This is a genomic window from Candidatus Benthicola sp. (genome assembly GCF_058719085.1).
Map to the genome: position 1 here is coordinate 1 of NZ_JBZQEK010000141.1, position 16,880 is coordinate 16,880.

At 68.6% G+C, this 16,880-nt stretch carries 14 protein-coding genes; 7 read left to right on the forward strand and 7 right to left on the reverse strand.

From position 1 onward, the window contains the following. The first annotated feature begins 835 nt into the window (after nt 1-835). Entirely contained in the window at nt 836-3,334 is a 2,499-nt protein-coding gene (locus AC36XV_RS10705) for a S9 family peptidase (RefSeq protein ID WP_492203673.1), read from the forward strand. Beyond that, nucleotides 3,331-3,900, forward strand: a complete 570-nt coding sequence (locus tag AC36XV_RS10710) for a YkgJ family cysteine cluster protein (RefSeq protein ID WP_492203674.1) — start codon at nt 3,331-3,333, stop codon at nt 3,898-3,900. Before AC36XV_RS10705 ends, AC36XV_RS10710 begins: the two co-directional genes overlap by 4 nt. An 81-nt stretch (nt 3,901-3,981) precedes the next feature. Here the strand turns inward: AC36XV_RS10710 and AC36XV_RS10715 are convergent, their stop codons facing one another. After that, nucleotides 3,982-4,449: a hypothetical protein gene (locus tag AC36XV_RS10715; protein ID WP_492203675.1), complete on the reverse strand. Its 468-nt coding sequence runs from the start codon at nt 4,447-4,449 to the stop codon at nt 3,982-3,984. Nucleotides 4,450-4,821: 372 nt separating this feature from the next. On the opposite strand from AC36XV_RS10715, the gene AC36XV_RS10720 reads away from it, so the two are divergent. Together AC36XV_RS10720 and AC36XV_RS10725 are read left to right on the forward strand one after the other, a co-directional pair. Continuing rightward, entirely contained in the window at nt 4,822-6,879 is a 2,058-nt protein-coding gene (locus AC36XV_RS10720) for a putative bifunctional diguanylate cyclase/phosphodiesterase (protein ID WP_492203676.1), read from the forward strand. A 10-nt stretch (nt 6,880-6,889) separates the two neighbouring features. After that, the gene (locus AC36XV_RS10725; protein ID WP_492203677.1) at nt 6,890-7,987 is read left to right on the forward strand and encodes a mevalonate kinase family protein; all 1,098 of its coding nucleotides are present in this window, start codon (nt 6,890-6,892) and stop codon (nt 7,985-7,987) included. A 170-nt stretch (nt 7,988-8,157) separates the two neighbouring features. Here the strand turns inward: AC36XV_RS10725 and AC36XV_RS10730 are convergent, their stop codons facing one another. After that, nucleotides 8,158-8,577, reverse strand: coding sequence for a hypothetical protein (locus AC36XV_RS10730; protein WP_492203678.1), 420 nt, complete (start codon nt 8,575-8,577; stop codon nt 8,158-8,160). Between the two features lie 177 nt (nt 8,578-8,754). Between AC36XV_RS10730 and AC36XV_RS10735 the strand changes: the two genes are divergently transcribed. After that, on the forward strand, nt 8,755-9,741 hold the full coding sequence (locus AC36XV_RS10735) for a hypothetical protein (RefSeq protein WP_492203679.1): 987 nt from the start codon (nt 8,755-8,757) through the stop codon (nt 9,739-9,741). Nucleotides 9,742-9,798: 57 nt separating this feature from the next. On the opposite strand, the gene amaB is transcribed toward AC36XV_RS10735, so the two are convergent. Together amaB and AC36XV_RS10745 are read right to left on the reverse strand one after the other, a co-directional pair. Next, the gene (gene amaB / locus AC36XV_RS10740) at nt 9,799-11,352 is read right to left on the reverse strand and encodes an L-piperidine-6-carboxylate dehydrogenase (RefSeq protein ID WP_492203680.1); all 1,554 of its coding nucleotides are present in this window, start codon (nt 11,350-11,352) and stop codon (nt 9,799-9,801) included. Nucleotides 11,353-11,497: 145 nt separating this feature from the next. Continuing rightward, nucleotides 11,498-12,985, reverse strand: a complete 1,488-nt coding sequence (locus tag AC36XV_RS10745) for a serine hydrolase (protein WP_492203681.1) — start codon at nt 12,983-12,985, stop codon at nt 11,498-11,500. A 222-nt stretch (nt 12,986-13,207) separates the two neighbouring features. Between AC36XV_RS10745 and AC36XV_RS10750 the strand changes: the two genes are divergently transcribed. Beyond that, nucleotides 13,208-13,666, forward strand: coding sequence for an EVE domain-containing protein (locus AC36XV_RS10750; RefSeq protein WP_492203682.1), 459 nt, complete (start codon nt 13,208-13,210; stop codon nt 13,664-13,666). 131 nt (nt 13,667-13,797) lie between these two features. After that, the gene (locus AC36XV_RS10755; protein ID WP_492203683.1) at nt 13,798-14,526 is read left to right on the forward strand and encodes a sulfotransferase family protein; all 729 of its coding nucleotides are present in this window, start codon (nt 13,798-13,800) and stop codon (nt 14,524-14,526) included. 58 nt (nt 14,527-14,584) lie between these two features. On the opposite strand, the gene AC36XV_RS10760 is transcribed toward AC36XV_RS10755, so the two are convergent. The 3 genes from AC36XV_RS10760 to AC36XV_RS10770 all read right to left on the reverse strand — a co-directional run. Further along, nucleotides 14,585-15,769, reverse strand: a complete 1,185-nt coding sequence (locus AC36XV_RS10760; protein ID WP_492203684.1) for a nucleotidyltransferase family protein — start codon at nt 15,767-15,769, stop codon at nt 14,585-14,587. A gap of 1 nt (nt 15,770) precedes the next feature. After that, nucleotides 15,771-16,484: a glycosyltransferase family 2 protein gene (locus AC36XV_RS10765; RefSeq protein WP_492203685.1), complete on the reverse strand. Its 714-nt coding sequence runs from the start codon at nt 16,482-16,484 to the stop codon at nt 15,771-15,773. Next, the coding region (locus AC36XV_RS10770) for a hypothetical protein (protein WP_492203686.1) at nt 16,481-16,880 on the reverse strand (400 nt) is incomplete at its 5' end. The genes AC36XV_RS10765 and AC36XV_RS10770, both read right to left, overlap by 4 nt.

The window sequence follows — 16,880 nt, forward strand, 5'->3', positions numbered from 1 at the left end:
CGCGGATGCTGAAGGGGGCCGCAGCGGCGGTGGCCTGGCACAGGCCGCCATCACTGGTTGCATATGCTGTTAAAGGCTCCGTGCTATCCTGGCGAGCCCTGTCCAGCGGGGCGCATCAGACACTCGCCAAACGGCAATGGAACCTTACCGACTCCCGGTGGGGCTTCGGGAGCCACGCGTTCCCTTAAGGGGGGACTAGGGAACCGAGCCTCAATCTATTTCAGCGCTTGGCCGTTGCAACCCTCGTACCAGCCGAAGAGCACCCGACACCAGAACGATGACCATATCGACATATCTGCATTAGATTTAGTGCCATCTACTTAAAGTGTCGTCAGGTCCTGAATCGCCCGAACCTGTGGCGTCCCTGCCACACAATCGGCCGCGTCCGGCCGTCTTCGTGACCTCCGCGTGACCTTTCCCTGCCTCCACCGTGACACGTCGACCCCAGATTTTCCCTTCGCTTGGGACGGAATGTCGGATTCACTTGACGGCTGCCTGACGGCGACCGGCGATCTTCCTGGGCGAGCGAGCGTCACGGGGACGCCGCCATACAGGCCTTCACGGGTACAGGTTTCGCGCCATGCTCTACCGAATGCTCGCCAACCTCGGGTTCCCGTTCGTGCTGATCGCATCGCTTCTCGAGCCGCGGCTTCGGCGTCCCGGCTGACCCGCCCGGAGGCTGTCGCTCAGCGCTCCAGGCTCTCGCTCCCGAAGGCGCGCACCGACCGAACGGATGCGTTCCCGTGCGGATTTTCGTGCGTCTGGCCTCAACTCTGCATAGCTTACCGGATCCGTGTGACATTCAGGCGCTTGTCCCGCCCGATCCGGAGGTTCCATGCGGCTCCATCTGCCCGCGGCCGAGGCCCGTCTCGGCCGCCTGGTCCTGCTGGCTCTCAGCATCCTGTTCGCCCTCATCCTCTCCAGCGTCGCCCACGCTCAGTCCGCCACGGACGCCGTGTACCGGCTCCCCGATCCCGCGATCGTGGACGTCGTGGATGCCCTCCCGACCCCGAGCGTTTCGCTGAGCCCGGATCGGGACTGGATGCTCCTGGTCCAGTACCCGAGCTATCCTTCGATCGCGGAGCTGGCGGAGCGCGAACTGCGGCTCGCGGGGATGCGGATCAAGCCGGCGATCGACGGCCGCAGCCGAACCACGGGGGCAATCGGCCTCTCCGTCCGCCGGCTCGAGGACGAGGAGGCGACCGAGGTGCGGGGGCTCCCCGAATCGCCGAGGATCGAGAACATCCGCTGGTCTCCGGATGGCGCGAAGGTCTCGTTCACGAACACCACCGAAGACGGACTGGAGCTCTGGGTGCTGGACGTGACGAGCGCGGCGGCGCGGCGCCTGACCGGGCCCGATCTCAGCCTCACGGCGGGCAACGCGCCCGCCTGGCTGTCGGACGGCGAAAGCCTGATCGTCGCTTTCGTGCCCGAGGGCCGGGCGGCCGAGCCGCCCGAGCCCCGCGTGCCGACCGGTCCGGTGATCGAGCAGAACCTCGGCCGCGAGGCGCCGGCCCGTACTTACCAGGACCTCCTCGAGGACGCGTACGACGAGGCCCTGTTCGACCACTACTTCACGGTGCAGCTGGCCCGGGTGTCCCTTTCCGGGACCGTGGAGCCGCTCGGCGAGCCGGGGATCGCATGGGATTTCAACCCTTCCCCGGACGGTCGCTACCTGCTGGTGCACTGGATCCACCGTCCCTACTCGTACCGGGTGCCGGCGTACCGCTTCCCGCAACTCGTGGAGATCCGCGACCTCGGGACCGGGGAGGTGACCGAGGTCATCGACATTCCGCTGCAGGATGAGATCCCGATCGCCTTCGGCAGCGTGCAGAAGGGGCCTCGCAGCTTCGGCTGGCGGGCCGACGCTCCCGCCACGCTCGTATGGGCCGAGGCGCAGGACGGCGGAGACGCGGGCGTCGAGGCCGAGATCCGCGACAAGGTGTTCATGCAGGCCGTGCCGCTCGAGGGAGACCCGGTAGAGCTCGCCACCCTCGGCTACCGCTACTCCGGCACCATGTGGGGGTCGGACGACCTCGCCCTGCTCACCGAGTTCTGGTGGAAGACGCGCCGGATGCGCCAGTGGCGCATCCAGCCCGGGTACCCGGCCGCCGAGCCCGTGCTCGTGCAGGATCGCTCGTATCAGGACCGCTACGCGGATCCGGGCAGCCCGATCATGGAGCCGAACCGGTTCGGTGAGTCCGTCATTCGCACGGTGGATGACGGCCGGGCCACCTTCATGATCGGCGGCGGCGCCTCGCCCGAGGGGGACCGGCCGTTCCTCGACCGCTACGACTTCGACACCGGCGAGACCACGAGGCTGTTCCGCTCGGAGGCGCCCTACTACGAACGCCCGGTCGACGTGCTGGACGAGGAGGGCCGCCTCGTGCTCACGCGGCGAGAGTCGGTGGACGTGCAGCCCAACTACTTCGCGCGGGACCTCGAGACCGGAGAGCTCACCCAGCTCACGTTCTTCCCGCACCCGGCGCCCGAGCTGAAGGGGATCCAGAAGGAGCTGGTCGTCTACGAGCGGGAGGACGGGGTCCCGCTGAACGGAACGCTCTACCTGCCGCCGGGCTACTCACCGGACCAGGGGCCGCTTCCGACCCTCCTGTGGGCCTATCCGACCGAGTACAAGAGCGCCGACGCGGCCGGACAGGTCTCGGACTCGCCGTACCGGTTCGCCAGCGCCAGCGCCTGGTCGCCCTATCTGTGGGTGCTCCTCGGCTACGCCGTGTTCGACGACCCTTCCCTCCCGATCATCGGCGAGGGAGACGAGGAGCCGAACGACACCTACGTCGAGCAACTGGTGGCCGGCGCGGAAGCCGCGGTCGACGTAGTCACCGAGCTGGGCGTGACGGACCCGGATCGGGTGGCGATCGGCGGACACAGCTACGGCGCCTTCATGACCGCCAACCTGTTGGCACACTCGGACCTGTTCGCGGCCGGGATCGCCCGGAGCGGAGCCTACAACCGGACGCTGACCCCGTTCGGGTTCCAGGCCGAGGAGCGGACGTACTGGGAGGCCCCGGAGATCTACTACGCCATGTCGCCGTTCATGCATGCCGACGCGGTGAACGAGCCGATCCTCCTCATCCACGGCGAGCTGGACAACAATTCGGGCACCTTCCCGCTCCAGAGCCGGCGCTATTTCGGAGCGCTCCAGGGACTCGGGGCCACGGCTCGGCTGGTGGTCCTGCCCTACGAGAGCCACGGGTACCGGGCGCGCGAGAGCCTCCTGCACATGCTGTGGGAGATGCAGGAGTGGCTCGACATCTACGTGAAGAACCGGCCCGCCGACGTGGCGGCGGCCGACCAGGAGACAGCCCGATGATGGACGACTTCCTCGACGACTACCAGCGAAAGGCCGCGGCCGCGGGCGTCACCTGCGGCCCCCACTGCCCGGGAAACCGCATCCCCCTCACACCCTACGAGGTGGCGAGGATCGCGCGGGGCCTCGGGCTGACCACCGGGGAGGTCGTTCGCCGGTACGTGCAGGAGGGATCCGCGGTCCTCGAGGTGTCGGAGGACGGAAACTGCGTGTTTCACCGAACCACGGGGTGCGAACTGGAAGCCGAACGGCCGATGTCCTGCCGCAACTTCGCGGATCCGATGGACGGCGCCGGACGCTTCGTCGAGCGGGCGAGGCAGTACCGGGCTATTCTCAGGGCGTGGAGGGCCACCCGGGAGGGTGAGGCAACCGACCCGGAAGAGGGCGAACCGGTTCTCTCGGCGGGTGAGCTGCGGAGGCACGCGGCGCCGGAGCTCGGTATGTGGATCCTGGACGTGGACGCGATGGTGGCGGAGCGGTGTCAGGAGCGGGGGCTGCCGGTGCCGGACGACCTGGAGGCCCGCATCGACATTCATCTCGAGGTGTTGAGGTCTGCGCTGGAAGGATAACCCCGCCCATCCGCGCGACCTTGGAACGGGCCGATCCCGGGTATGGGACCGGCCCGTTCGCTCATCCGGGTCGGTCCGTTCCTACCCCTCGGTCGGGTCGACCTCGCGCAGGAACGCCCCGGTGACCACGTCGAACACCTTGATCGAGATCACCCGGTCCGCGGATCCGTATTCCCGGACCACCACTTCCTTCTTGTCCTCCGACGGACGGTAGACCAGCCAACCACCGGCCGGCACCTGGCGAGCGAGGCTGGAGCAGTCGCCCGCGGTGTTCTTGTTCTTCTTCTGCTTGCCGGGCGGCTCCCCCGGGATCCACACGCGGCACTGGCCCGGAGGCGGCAGATGACCGGGCGGAATGCCGAACCGCGCCGCGGTGCTGGCGTTCTCCGGAACGTTGTCGTTCTTCATCTCGGGCTCGGAGCCGGACGAGGACGTGCCGGGAATCGTCTGGGTCTGCGGCGCCGGACCGGTCTTCACGTCGGGATTCGAACTCGAGCAGGCGGCGAGCCCGGCCGCGAGCACGAGGGCGATCATTCGCGAGTGTCGCATTGGAGGTCCTCCTGGCTGGCGGCATCTGCGTCGCCGCGTGTACGCACGATGGTCGGCCTTCGTCGTTCCAGATCCGTGCCACGCCGGAATGCTTGAAGATCCGGGATATCCTCGAATACGGCGCCGGCTCGCCACGTGGCAGATGTGCGGGATGCTGCACGAAATGCACTGGCGTCCGTCTTGCACCGTCGGTTGGGCGGGTCGCGCGGGAGCAGTCCCGGCCCCGACGGGCTATCGCAGCGGCAATGCCCGGAAATGTGAGCTTTTCCGCGGAATTCGGCGCACGACGCGCGTCGCCGGGAGGCCGCGACGGGTTGCGTACACCGCGGCAGCGTATGGCAAAACGCGCCGCCAACCGAGTCGGGAGAACTGATGCCGGACAGCCAACAGCCCTCGGGCTCACAGTCCGCCCCCGCGGAGACCCTCGAGAATGGCGCCTTCGGGACGGACGCGGTCGGCCCGCCCGTCGGGCTGCAGCCGGAGTTCTCTCCCTGGCAGCGCCGTGAGTTCAACCAGCTCCTCGTCGAGCTGACCGACGCCGGAGACGACCTGCCGCGTGTGCTGCAGACGGCGGTGTCCACGGCGTGCGAGATCATGGGCTGGAGCGTCGGGTTCGTCCGGTGGGACGACGGAGCCGAGGCCGGACACGCCTGGCATAACGCCTCGGCGGAATCGGAGTCGCTGACCGCGCTCCGGAGCGCGCTCGAGAGGGGGCCCGTCGCCCTCTGGGAGGCCGAGGACCCCGAGTCGATCGTCCGGCTCGAGCCGCTGATCGCTCTCCCCGAAACCCGGGCACGCGAGGCCGCCCGCGATGCGGGCCTCGCCGGTTACGCCGTACTCCCGGTCCTCGCGGCTGGCAAGCCGGTGGCGCTCCTCGAGCTGCTGGCGACCACGGCGCCGCCCAGGACCGGCGGGCTCACCCGACCGACCGAGATCCGGGACTGCCTCGAGGTGCTCGCTCGGACGCTCGGGCTGCTGGCCACGGCGCGACGGATGCGGATGGCCGTCGGGAAGGCCGCCGCGCACGCGAAACGATGCATGGCCGAAGTGGCCGAGGCGCGAAACACGAACGCGGCGACGCAGGACGCCGCGCCGACGGAGGCTGCCCCTTCCGGCTCGCTGTACGAGGAGCGTACCGGTCTCCCCACCCGTGCCATCCTCCTCGATCGGCTTCGCCAGGCGATCCGGAGGCGTCAGCGTTCTCCGCGGGACCAGTTCGCCGTGATCGTGGCGGAGGTCGAGGGTCTGGACCGAGTGGAGGAGCGCGGCGGCGAGGATGCGGTCCGGGACGTCATGGTCGCCGCCGGGCGGCGCCTCGCCAACCACACACGCCCGGCGGACACCACGGCGACCGATGGGCCCGGCCGCTTCGTGGTGATCGCGGAGGGCATTCGCGCGGTCGACGAGGCCCTCTCGGTCGCGCGCCGGGTGGAAAAGGAGCTTCGTCGCCCCTTCCCCACCGCCCGGACCGACATCCGGCTCGACACGAGAATCGGGGTGGTCTTCGGTGGTCCGGCGTATGACGAACCCGAGGCGCTGCTCGCCGACGCCAGCGCCGCGGCACTCCGGGCAGCGCATTCCCGGGAACGCATCCAGGTGTTCGACAGCGCGTCCGAGGACAACCACGGGCAGCGCGAAAGGATGCGAACCGATCTCGCCTCGGCGCTCGAGCGCCGAGAGCTGTTCCTCGAGTACCAGCCGATCGTCTCGCTGCAGGACGGCCGCATCACGGGACTGGAGACCTTCCTGCGGTGGCGTCACCCGGAGCTCGGTCTCGTGCCCCCGGACCGGTTCATCCCGGTGGCCGCCGAGTCGCCGCTGATCCACGACCTCGGGCTGTGGGTCCTCGAGCAGGCGTGCGAGCAGATCAGCCGGTGGAAGGGCCATCTGTCAATGACCGTTCCGCCCGTCGGAATCAACGTGATGGGGCGACAGCTCTTCCACGAGGGCTTTCTGGACCGGGTGCGTGCCATTCTCGAGAGGCAGGACATCAAGGGCCGGCAGATCCGTTTCGACGTGGCCGAAGGCGAGCTGATGCAGAACGCGGACCGGGCCGCGGCCGTCCTCGATCGCCTGCAGGGAATGGGAATCGATGTCGCGATCGACGACTTCGGAACCGGCTACTCCTCGCTCAGCCTGCTGCACGATCTGCCGGTTCGGGCGCTGAAGATCGACCGCTCGTTCGTCAGCCACCGCCGCGAGAAGATACAGAAGTGGGGGGTCGCCCGGACGATCGTCGAGCTGGCCCGCATCCTCGAGGTCGAGGTGATCGCCGAGGGCATCGAGACGCGCGAGCAGTTTCTGGCCCTGCGCCAGGCGGGCTGCACGCAGGCCCAGGGGTATCACTTCTCCGGGCCGGTGGGCGCTACGAAGGCCGAAGGCCTGATCCGGGACGGCTACCCTCTTGACCTGGAGGCGCCCCGGCGCTGACACTGGCTCGATGAGGATCCAGGTCAGGACACCCTCGCGGGCCGGCCTCGCCGGTAACCCCTCAGACGCCTACGGGGGCCGCGCCGTCGCCGTGGCGCTGGCCGGCCTCGAGGCCCGGGTCGCCATTGCCCCCGCGAACGGCATCCGCGTCTCCGCGCCCGCGGCGCCCTCGCTCCAGCTGGATTCGGTGGGAGCCCTCTCGAACCCGGACCTGTGGTCCCGCGACGCTCCTCACCGTCTGGCCGTCGCCTCCTGCCGACACTTCTTCCGCTGGATCTCCGAGCACGGAACGGGACCGGGATCGGGCGCACGGAACGAGGGCTTCGACCTCCTCTATGAATCGAACATTCCCCGGCACGTCGGGCTGGCCGGATCGAGCGCCCTGGTGATCGGCTTCCTCCGCGCCCTCGCCCGCCGGTACCGGGTGGAGATTCCCGAGACGGATCTCCCGGGCATGGCACTCGCGGTCGAGACCGAGTGGCTGGGAATTCACGGCGGCCTCATGGACCGGGTCTCGCAGGCGATGGGGGGCGTCGTCTACATGGACCTGGCCGCCGATCGAGTGCGGGAGACCGGTCGGGGACACGTCGAGGAGCTCCCGACGGACGGCCTACCCGCCCTCTTCGTGGCGTGGGAGCCCGGCCTGGCCGCCGGCAGCGAGACCGTGCACAACCCGCTCAAGGCAAGAGTGCGGGCCGGAGACCCCGAGGCGACCACCCTGCTCCACGAGCTGGCCGGGCTGGCCGACGAGGCGCGAGCCGTCCTCCTGTCGGGAGCGCCGCTCGAGCTCGCGCGCATCATGGACCGGAACTTCGATCTCCGGGCGCGGCTGGTGGATGTCGGAGAGGGCAACCGGAGGCTCGTGGCGACGGGAAGAAAGCTCGGGGCCGGCGTCAAGCAAACCGGCTCGGGGGGCGCCGTGGTCGGCTCGACCGATGGGGACCCGGACCGGCTGCGCCGCCTGCGCGAGGCCTATGCCCGGATCGGGGCTCGCTTCCTCGAGCCCGCCGTCTGGACGGGGCCGACAGGCGAGACCACAGGCGGCGCGGAGATCCGGATGGATTCGCGGCCCGGCGACCCGGAAAACGGGAACGCCGGCGGCGCCTGAGCCTGTACAGGCCGGTCGGCTTCCTGGACTTCGGAGCGATCGGGACCTCCTGTCGGGGTATGACCTCGGCGGCAGGCGATCCATCGCGCCCGATTCCAGCATAGCCGCGTGCGGCCCTTCGCTCCAGCCCACGCCCGGGGCGCCCGCGCGGCAGAGGCGGACCGGCGCTCCTACTGTGCGCGAAGCTGAAAAGCGAGCTCCTGCTCGCGGCTCACGCACTTCAGGACCGGAAGTCCGCCATTCCCGTTGGCGGTAAGCTCGCTGTCGTGATAGCCCTTCTTCCGGGCGAAGACCCGAAACGCCATCTCGGTGGCCAGCGAACAGTCCGCTTCCGTGAAGACCATGGAGAAACGGCCCTCCTCGTTCGTGCGGTCCGTCGCACGAGGATCGCCCCCGACCGGGCTCTCCACGTCGATCCAGACGCTGACCTCCGCCAGCGGCGACAAATCCGAAGAGGCCACGACGGTGCCGGTGACCTTGATGACGACATCATCGCCGACCGCTCCGGGCTCGAAGGGATCGTCGTCTCCGCTGCAGGCCGCCTGGAGGACGGCTGCCACCACCAGGACGAGTTTCAGGGGTCTCTTCATCGTTGCCTCAACTCTGATCACGCCGAAACGCACCGATCCGTCCGCGCAGGGAAAAAGCTAAGGTCCCGTCGGCGCCGCTGCACGGTGGAGAACCGCGGTTGCGCACCCGGACCGTCGCTGTTCTAATCGTGGTCTTCGAGTCCGGAAGACGGCCATGAACCTTTGGAGGCGGACCGATTGGCTGAAGATCGATCGTCATCCCTGCTCAGCGGAGGAGACGCCGCTGCCGTGTGGCGGCGCGCCGCGGAGCTCCAGGAGGAGGAGGCGCGACGGGAGGAGCTGCTCACCCGTCGGGACGCGCTCGAGCGTGCCATCGCGGGCGAGGAGTCCGGGACCGGAGAGTTCAGCCTCGCCGAAGTGGAAGCGGCCGCGAGGGATGCAGGAATCCCCGCGCGCTACGTCCACCTGGCGTGGCTCGAGCGCCGCCACGACCGGTGGGCCGCGGAAGAGACGGGCGCGGGAAGCGAGAGAGCACGGCGGCAGCTGCTCGGAACCGATCAGCAGACCCTCGAGGTCACCCGACGGTACCGGATCCCGGCCGAGCGGGTTCTCGAGGCGATGAGCCAGGTGTTCCCCAACAGCCCGTTCCACCTCGAGATCGAGGCGCACGAACCTCTCGCGGGCGGCGAGGGCTCCGTGCTGGTGTTCGCCGTACCGGGAATGGGCGAGGCGTCCGGGGTCAGCGCCCTGGGAACGACACGGTTCCTCATGAACATGCACTGGATCGACCTCAAGAAGCTGCTCGTCACCGTGAGCCTCGTGTCGGAGACCGGCGAAGAGCCGGTCACCGAGGTGTCGATTCGCAGTTCCCTCGCCTATTCGCGCAAGCTGAACTACGGCGTGGGTCTCGCCTTCGGCAGCGCGCTCGGGCTGGCCGGCGGGGTCGGCGGGGTGTTCGCGGGGCTGGCGCTGTTCGCCGGAGCGATCGGTAGCGGCGTGGCGCTGGCCCCAGTGGCGGTCGGCGCGGTCGGGCTGGCGGGCTTCGGGGTGGGCCGGGGCCTCAGCGATCGAGGAATCCGCGCGCTCTATCGCGTGGCCCTGAGGAAGGGACGCTCCGGCCTCGAGGACCTCCTGCAGGCGCTCGCCCTGCACGCACAGACCGGGGGGGCGTTCGCTCCGGTGGCCGGCCGCCTGCCCGAGAACAAGACGGGCCCGGGAACCTGACGTTCCCCGGGCCCTCGCCTCGATAGTGCACTGCACGGGCCGTCCGGCCCGACCGAATCAGCTGAACTCGATGCCCTGCGCGAGCGGAAGCTCCGTGCTCCAGTTGACCGTGTTGGTCTGCCGCCGCATGTAGGCCTTCCAGGAGTCGGACCCGGACTCGCGTCCGCCGCCGGTCTCCTTCTCCCCGCCGAAGGCACCGCCAATCTCGGCGCCGCTGGTCCCGATGTTCACGTTGGCGATGCCGCAGTCGCTCCCGCGGCTCGACAGGAAGGTCTCCGCCTCGCGAACGTTCTCGGTGAAGATGGCCGACGACAGACCCTGCGGAACGTCGTTGTGGAGCTCGATCGCCTCCACGACCTCGTCCACGGCCTCGCGCGGCGAAGCATCCCTAGAGCCGTAGCCGATGATGTAGAGGATCGGAGCGAACGTCTCCTCCTGGACGATCGAGAAGTCGTTCTTCACGGCCGCGATGCACGGTTTCACGTAGTGGCCGCCCGGGTAGTCGTCTCCCTCCAGCGGGTCGCCACCGAAGAGGATCTCGCCCCCCTCGGCCTTCACGCGCTCGATGGCGTTCTGCATGTCGGCCACCGCACCCCGTGTGACCAACGGGCCCATGAGCGTGTTCCCGTCGAGCGGGTTCCCGATCCGCACGCCCTCGTACGCCTTCACCAGGCGGCCGACGAGCTCGTCCCGGATCGACTCGTGCACGATGATCCGCCGGGTGCTGGTGCACCGCTGCCCCGCCGTGCCGCAGGCGCCGAACAGGATGGCGGGCAGGACCATGTCCATGTTCGCGCTCGGCGTCACGATGATCGCGTTGTTGCCCCCGAGTTCGAGAATGGTGCGCCCGAGGCGCTTGCCCACGGTCTCGGCCACCCGGAATCCCATCTGGGTGCTCCCCGTGAACGAGATCAGCGGGATGCGCTTGTCCTGCAGGAGGCGCTCACCGACCGTGGAGCCCTTGCCGACCGCGAGCGAGAAGATCGCCGGATCGACCCCGTTCTCACGGCACACCTTCGCAGCGATCTTCGTCACGGCCACTCCGCACAGCGGCACCTGGCTGGACGGCTTCCACAGGGTCGAGTCGCCGCAGACCGCTGCCAGCGCCGCGTTCCAGCTCCACACGGCGACCGGGAAGTTGAAGGCCGTGATCACGCCCACGACCCCGAGCGGTTGCCACTGCTCGAACATCCGGTGGTCGGGCCGCTCTGACTTCATGGTGTTCCCGTACAGCTGCCGGGAGAGCCCCACCGCGAAGTCGCAGATGTCGATCATCTCCTGGACCTCGCCCTCCCCCTCCGCCACGATCTTGCCCATCTCGAGGCTGACCAGCTGGCCGAGCGCGTGCTTGTTCTCGCGGAGCCGATTACCGATCTGGCGCACGATGTCGCCCCGCCGCGGGGCCGGCACGTTGCGCCACTCGAGAAACGCCCGATGGGCGCGCTCCGCGATCTTCTCGTACTCCTCTTCGGTGACCTGGCGCACATGGGCGATCACCGCGCCGTCGATCGGGCTTCGCGCCTCCAGCTGCGGCCCCGTGCCCATCCACTCGCCGCAGTATCCGCCGAGGTTGTTCTCTTCGATTCCCAGCTGAGTCAGAAAGTCTTGCATGATCCTCTATCCTATTGCCAGTACATACGTTGTGATGAGAGCCCAACCCGACGACTTTCAGGCTGTCTGACCGGCGAATGTTAGCGAATCGCGGCGGGGGCGGCCACTTCGGGCACGCCTCCCTCCCCGAAAAGGCGAAGCCCGCTCATTCCATCCGGGGATAGGTGTTGCTGTGATATCGCATTCCGACGACGCGGCCCGACTCGTCCGCCACGAACTCGTAGGCCTCACCCAGCTCGCCGTCCTCCCGGATCCGCCGGAAGACGTTCCCCTCCACGTGCTCGATCGGAGTCAGCTCATCGGAGGGGTACAGGGTCGGAAGCCACAGGATCGCCAGTTCCCCCTCCCAGGCTACCACGGCCGACTCGCCGCCCCACGGCGTCTCGTCGTACGAGCCGACGAACCGCGCGAACTCGGCGGGCAGCCCGGCCGGCCGGTAGTCGGCCGGCAGGAGACCGTCCTCGAGGGCCATCGCGTCCTCGATCGCCTCGTCCACCGCCGGACCGATGAGGCGCAGCGCCTCGATCGCGAGATCCGCCGGATTCATGGCGATCGCGTTCATCATCACGACCGCGGCGAGGTGGGTCGGCACGTGCATCCGGAGCGAGGAACGGTAGCCCGGGCAGAGACCGTTGTGCCCGACGTACGTGTCACCACCCTCGCGGTACACGCCGAACCCGAGGCCCCGCGTCGTCTCCCAGTCCGTGTCCAGCCAGTGAACGCGCTGCATCTCCCGGAGCGTGTTCGCGGACAGCACCTCGTCGCCACCGGACTCGAGAACGCGGAACTGCCACCCGGCGAACCGGGCGAGATCGAGCACCGTGGAGGCGAACCCGGCCGCCGGAGCGATCCCCTCGGCCGCGAAGCGCGGCATTCGCTGGCGCTCTCCGTCCCGCCGCGTCGCGCTGTAGCCGGCAGCGAGGCGATCGGGCCAAGGGTACGACCCGATGTCCGGCCACGTGTCCTCCATGCCGATCGGGCCGAGGATCCGGGATCGCACGTACTCTTCATACGGCATGCCGGACACTTCGGCGACGATCTCCCCCGCCAGCGTGAGCCCGAGGTTCGAGTACTGGTAGTACCGGTCCGACGGATACAGCATCGTCTGTTCGCCCACACGCTCCACCACCTGGTCGTGCGTGGGGAAGTCGAAGGGCTCGACCCAGTACGGGTAGTCCGACTCGCGGGGGAGGCCGGATGAGTGGGTGAGCAGCGCCTGCACGGTGACCGGAGGGGATCCCGGGAACGCCGGCTGGATGTCGAACCACGGCAGCAGGTCGGCGACCCGGTCATCCAGCCGGAGCCTTCCCTCGTCGCGAAGCTGCATCACGCCGATCGACGTGAACAGCTTGGAGATCGAGCAGATGCTGTAGGCCGTGCCGGCGGTCGCCGGGACTCCCGTCCGGGGATCCGCCAGGCCCGTGCCACCCGCCCAGATGACCTCCTGGTCGTGCACGATGGCGGCGGACATCCCGGGGATCCGCTCGTAGGCACGCTCCGCATCGAGCCAGGTCTCGATCAGATCCACGGCCTCCCGGACTCGGGGGTGGTCGGCGACGTCCTGAGCCCGTGCCGGGGCGGCGCCGAACGGGAGCAGGAGCGGAAGGACGATGAGGGCTCTGGTGACGCGCATGTCCGGGATGCCTCCCACTCTGGAGTCAGGAGCGGCTGCCGCGGCGGCGGGGGGACCGGCCGGGAACCGTCCGCGCTACGGCGAACGAGGCGGTCAAGATGTCCGGACGGCCACGGATCGGCAATCGGCCTCCTCCCGGGACCACTGGGCCGAAGGTCGCAGCCCGCCTTACATTCGCTCCGGCAAGAGACCGGAACCGGAATCCTGACACGGAGCAACTCCATGGCGCGCTGCTGGCTGATGAAGTCGGAGCCGGATGTCTACTCGATCGAAGACCTGGAACGCGACGGAGAAACCTGCTGGGAGGGCGTGCGAAATTACCAGGCTCGAAACCTCATGCGGGAGATGGCCGTCGGCGACCGGGTTCTCTTCTATCACAGCAACGCGAAGCCGCCGGGCGTGGCCGGCCTGGCCCGCGTGTCCCGGGAGGCGTACCCGGACCACTTCTCGTGGCAGCCGGGCCACAAGTACTACGACCCCAAGTCGTCGGAGGACGAGCCGCGCTGGTGGATGGTGGACATCGAGTACGTCGACACGCTGCCCAGGTTCGTGCCCCTCGATGAGCTCAAGCAGGCCGAGGGGCTGGAGGACATGGTGGTGACGAAGCGGAGCCGGCTCTCGGTTCAACCGGTGCAACCGGACGAGTACGAGGTGGTGCTCCGACTCGGAGGGGCCGACTGAGCGGCGGGCCGGTTCGCCGGCTCGTCGGACGCGTGGACGAGGCGCTGCACACCCTCGACCGCCGGTACTTGAGACGCCGCATCTGGCTCTGGCGGGCGACGGATTGGGCTGGCTTTCGTCGGATCGATCGGATGACTGATCATGCGATCCTCATCGGAGGTTGTGGCCGATCGGGCACCACCGTCCTGAACGGTCTCCTGTCCTGCCACCCGAGGGTGCAGGTCGTCGATATCGAGACGAGCGCCTTCTGCCAGACCGCGTACTCGGATCGTCCGGATCCGGACGCGGACTTCAAGCTCGAGCGCCTGTTCCGGCGCCTGATCCCGATCGAGATTCCCGAGACCTGCACCCGTTGGTCGGAGAAGACGCCCAAGAACGTGCTGTACGCGGAGCGGGCGCTGGACTACCTGGGTCCGGGAGCCCGCTTCATCCACATCGTTCGGGATGGAAGAGACGTCGTGACTTCGAGACACAGGAGCGCGCCCGATCGCTACTGGGTCACACCCGAGCGATGGATCGGGGATGTCTCCGCCGGACGCGCCCTGGAAGGTCACCCCCGGGTCACAACGGTCCGGTACGAAGACCTCGTGTCCGACCTCGAAGCCCAGCTCCGTCGGCTGTGTGACTTCCTCGAGCTGCCGTTCGAGCCGCGCATGCTCGGATACCCGGACACCGCCCGGGTCCCGCGCAGCGAGGGTTGGGTACCCCGACTCCGGCCGATCTCGGCGGACTCAGTCGGTCGCTGGCAAGCACCGGAGCACGCCGATGCCGTGGCCGCGCTCATGAGGGATGAGCGAGCCCTCGACCTGATGCATCACTTTGGTTATCTGGAGGTCCCGGAAGCCAATTCGACCGGGTGAGTCGCCCGCATCGGCGCGGTCGCCCACTCCGGGCCGGGGCCGGGTATGAAGCTTCAGCTCATCGGGCGGGCATGAGCAACCGGTGGGTGGCGCTCCTCGCTCGCCCGAGGTAGTAGCGGGCGAGGGATCGCGGGTTCGGGCGGCCGCCCAATCGATAAGACGCGTACGACGCGGACGGCATCAGGATTCGGGCGGCGATTCCGATCCGCTGTGTCCAGCCGAGTTCCGCGCGGAGCGCCCGCGTGACGTCGTCCGGTCTTCCCCACCAGAGACAGCGCAGGGCCACCTCTCTCTCCAGACGACTCGCACCTTCGGCACGGCTCCGCACCCGGTCGCGGACGAAGTCCGGTACCGCTGCCTCCATCTCGCGGCACAGGTACTCGAGCGCCGCGTGGAACGGGATCGCGGTCGCAGGAAACCGCCGCACGCCATCGGTGACCTCGGTCCAGTCCAGCCGTTCGCCTTCTGCGGCGCTCGCCGCGGTGCGGACCAGGTACACGGCATCCGTGACCCACTGCAGCGAACTCCGGCCGTGACCGTAGGACGCGTGCACGCATGCGTGCTGAAGGGCTGCGGACAGCCGGAGTACGGAGACGGAACGACCCGATACGATCCGGTGGCTCAGGATCGGCTCGCAGTCGTGCCAGTCGCCCCCGTAGAGCTTGGGCTCGAACAGCCGGGTGCGAAGCACGATCGGAAGTCCGCTGTCGTGGAACACCCGCAGGCGACCCGAGGCCGTGAGCGGCTCGCTGCGGACGCAGCCCGCCGCGAGCAGGGCGCCAGCGGCGATTCGAATCCAGTCCTCCGGAACGAGGAGCTCCAGGTCGTGGCTGTGCCGAAGCGCGGCGTTCCCGTATACGGACTCGGCCAGCGCCGCCCCTTTCAGGACGACGAACGGGATCCCTGCCTCGCCGAGTGCATCGAACACGGCAGCACTGATGCGGCCGAATGCACCGGCCCTCAGCTCTTCGCGAAGCGTCGCCATGCGGCAGCGTGTCAGCAGGTCCGTGTCGGCCTGAAGACCGTGGGCCGAGATCGCCTCGTAGAGCAGCGGCGCCAGCCGGCGCATGCCGTGGCCGCCGTGCGTCAGGAGGTGGGACACGTCGATTCCGCGTTCCTCGAGGGCGTTCCAGGCCCTCCGGCTGGATTCCGCGTCCAACAGGCACGCCCGGAGCAACTCGCTCTCCACCTCGCCGGGCAGGTTCAGAGACAGGACGGCTCGGTATGCGTCGCGGGCAGCCATGTCAGGACACGCCCTCCGCGGCCCGCTTACGATCGAGCGACTGCTTCAGGATCCCGAAGAACTCATCGAGGCTCGAGTCGGCCTTCATGCGGCTTCGATTCGTGGCGTGCATCCGGCGATAGGTCAGCACGTCCGGCATCAGCTCCTCGACCAGTCCGGCGGCACGGGCGCGCAGGAACCAGTCGGCCGAGTCACCGTGCTTGAAGGTCGTGTCGAATCTCCCGATCCGATCGAGGGCCCGGCGACGAATCATCAGGCACGGAGTGACGTACCCCGCCACGGGTTGGCCTCTCGGGTGGCCCCGGTACGCCTCCGCCTCGTCGGAGAGCTCGTCATCCCAGAAGTTCTGAGTGTGGTGCACGGAATAGTCGAGCTCCGGTCGCTCGACGAACCGGCTCGCCTGGCGCACCAGCTTCTCCGGGTGCCACAGATCGTCGGCGTCGAGGAAGCAGATCAGCTCTCCCCTGGCCTGGGCGAGTCCCGCATTCCGGGCCGAGCTCGGACCGCCGTTCTCCTGCGCGATGACCCGCACCTCGGAGGCTCGTGCGGCGACGGACTCCGCCACCGCCCGGCTGCCGTCGGTGGATCCATCATCCACGACGATCACCTCGAGCGGCCGCCAGTCCTGGACGAGAATGCTGTCGAGGCTCTCTTCGAGGTGTCGCTCGCCGTTGTGGACGGGAACGATGCAGCTGATCAGAAAGCTCCTGGTCACGCGACCTCCTCGAGGATTCCGCACACGGCGTCCGGGATCTGCCGAAGATCGCGCCCCAGTTCGAGCCAGAACGTCGGAACGGACGATACGAAATCGGTCAGCACATCCAGTCCCACGGCCCCCGAATTCGAGTTGGGCAGAGCCATCAGTGAGCTGGGCGCGAGCCGCAGCAGGGCGTCGAACGTGCTCGCCGGTCGGATCATGGTGTCCACCCGCTCGGTGACCCGGGGCAACGCGATGGCTCGCACCTGAGCCACCGGGGGCAGTTGATCCGGAAACAGCTCCGACAGAAGGACGAGACTCTTGTCCTCGTGCGGCAGCTCGCCGGGGATCTCGTGCCGGACGAGGTCGGGGAAGCAGCGACGCATGTGGGACGGGTCGACGGCGGTGGACGAA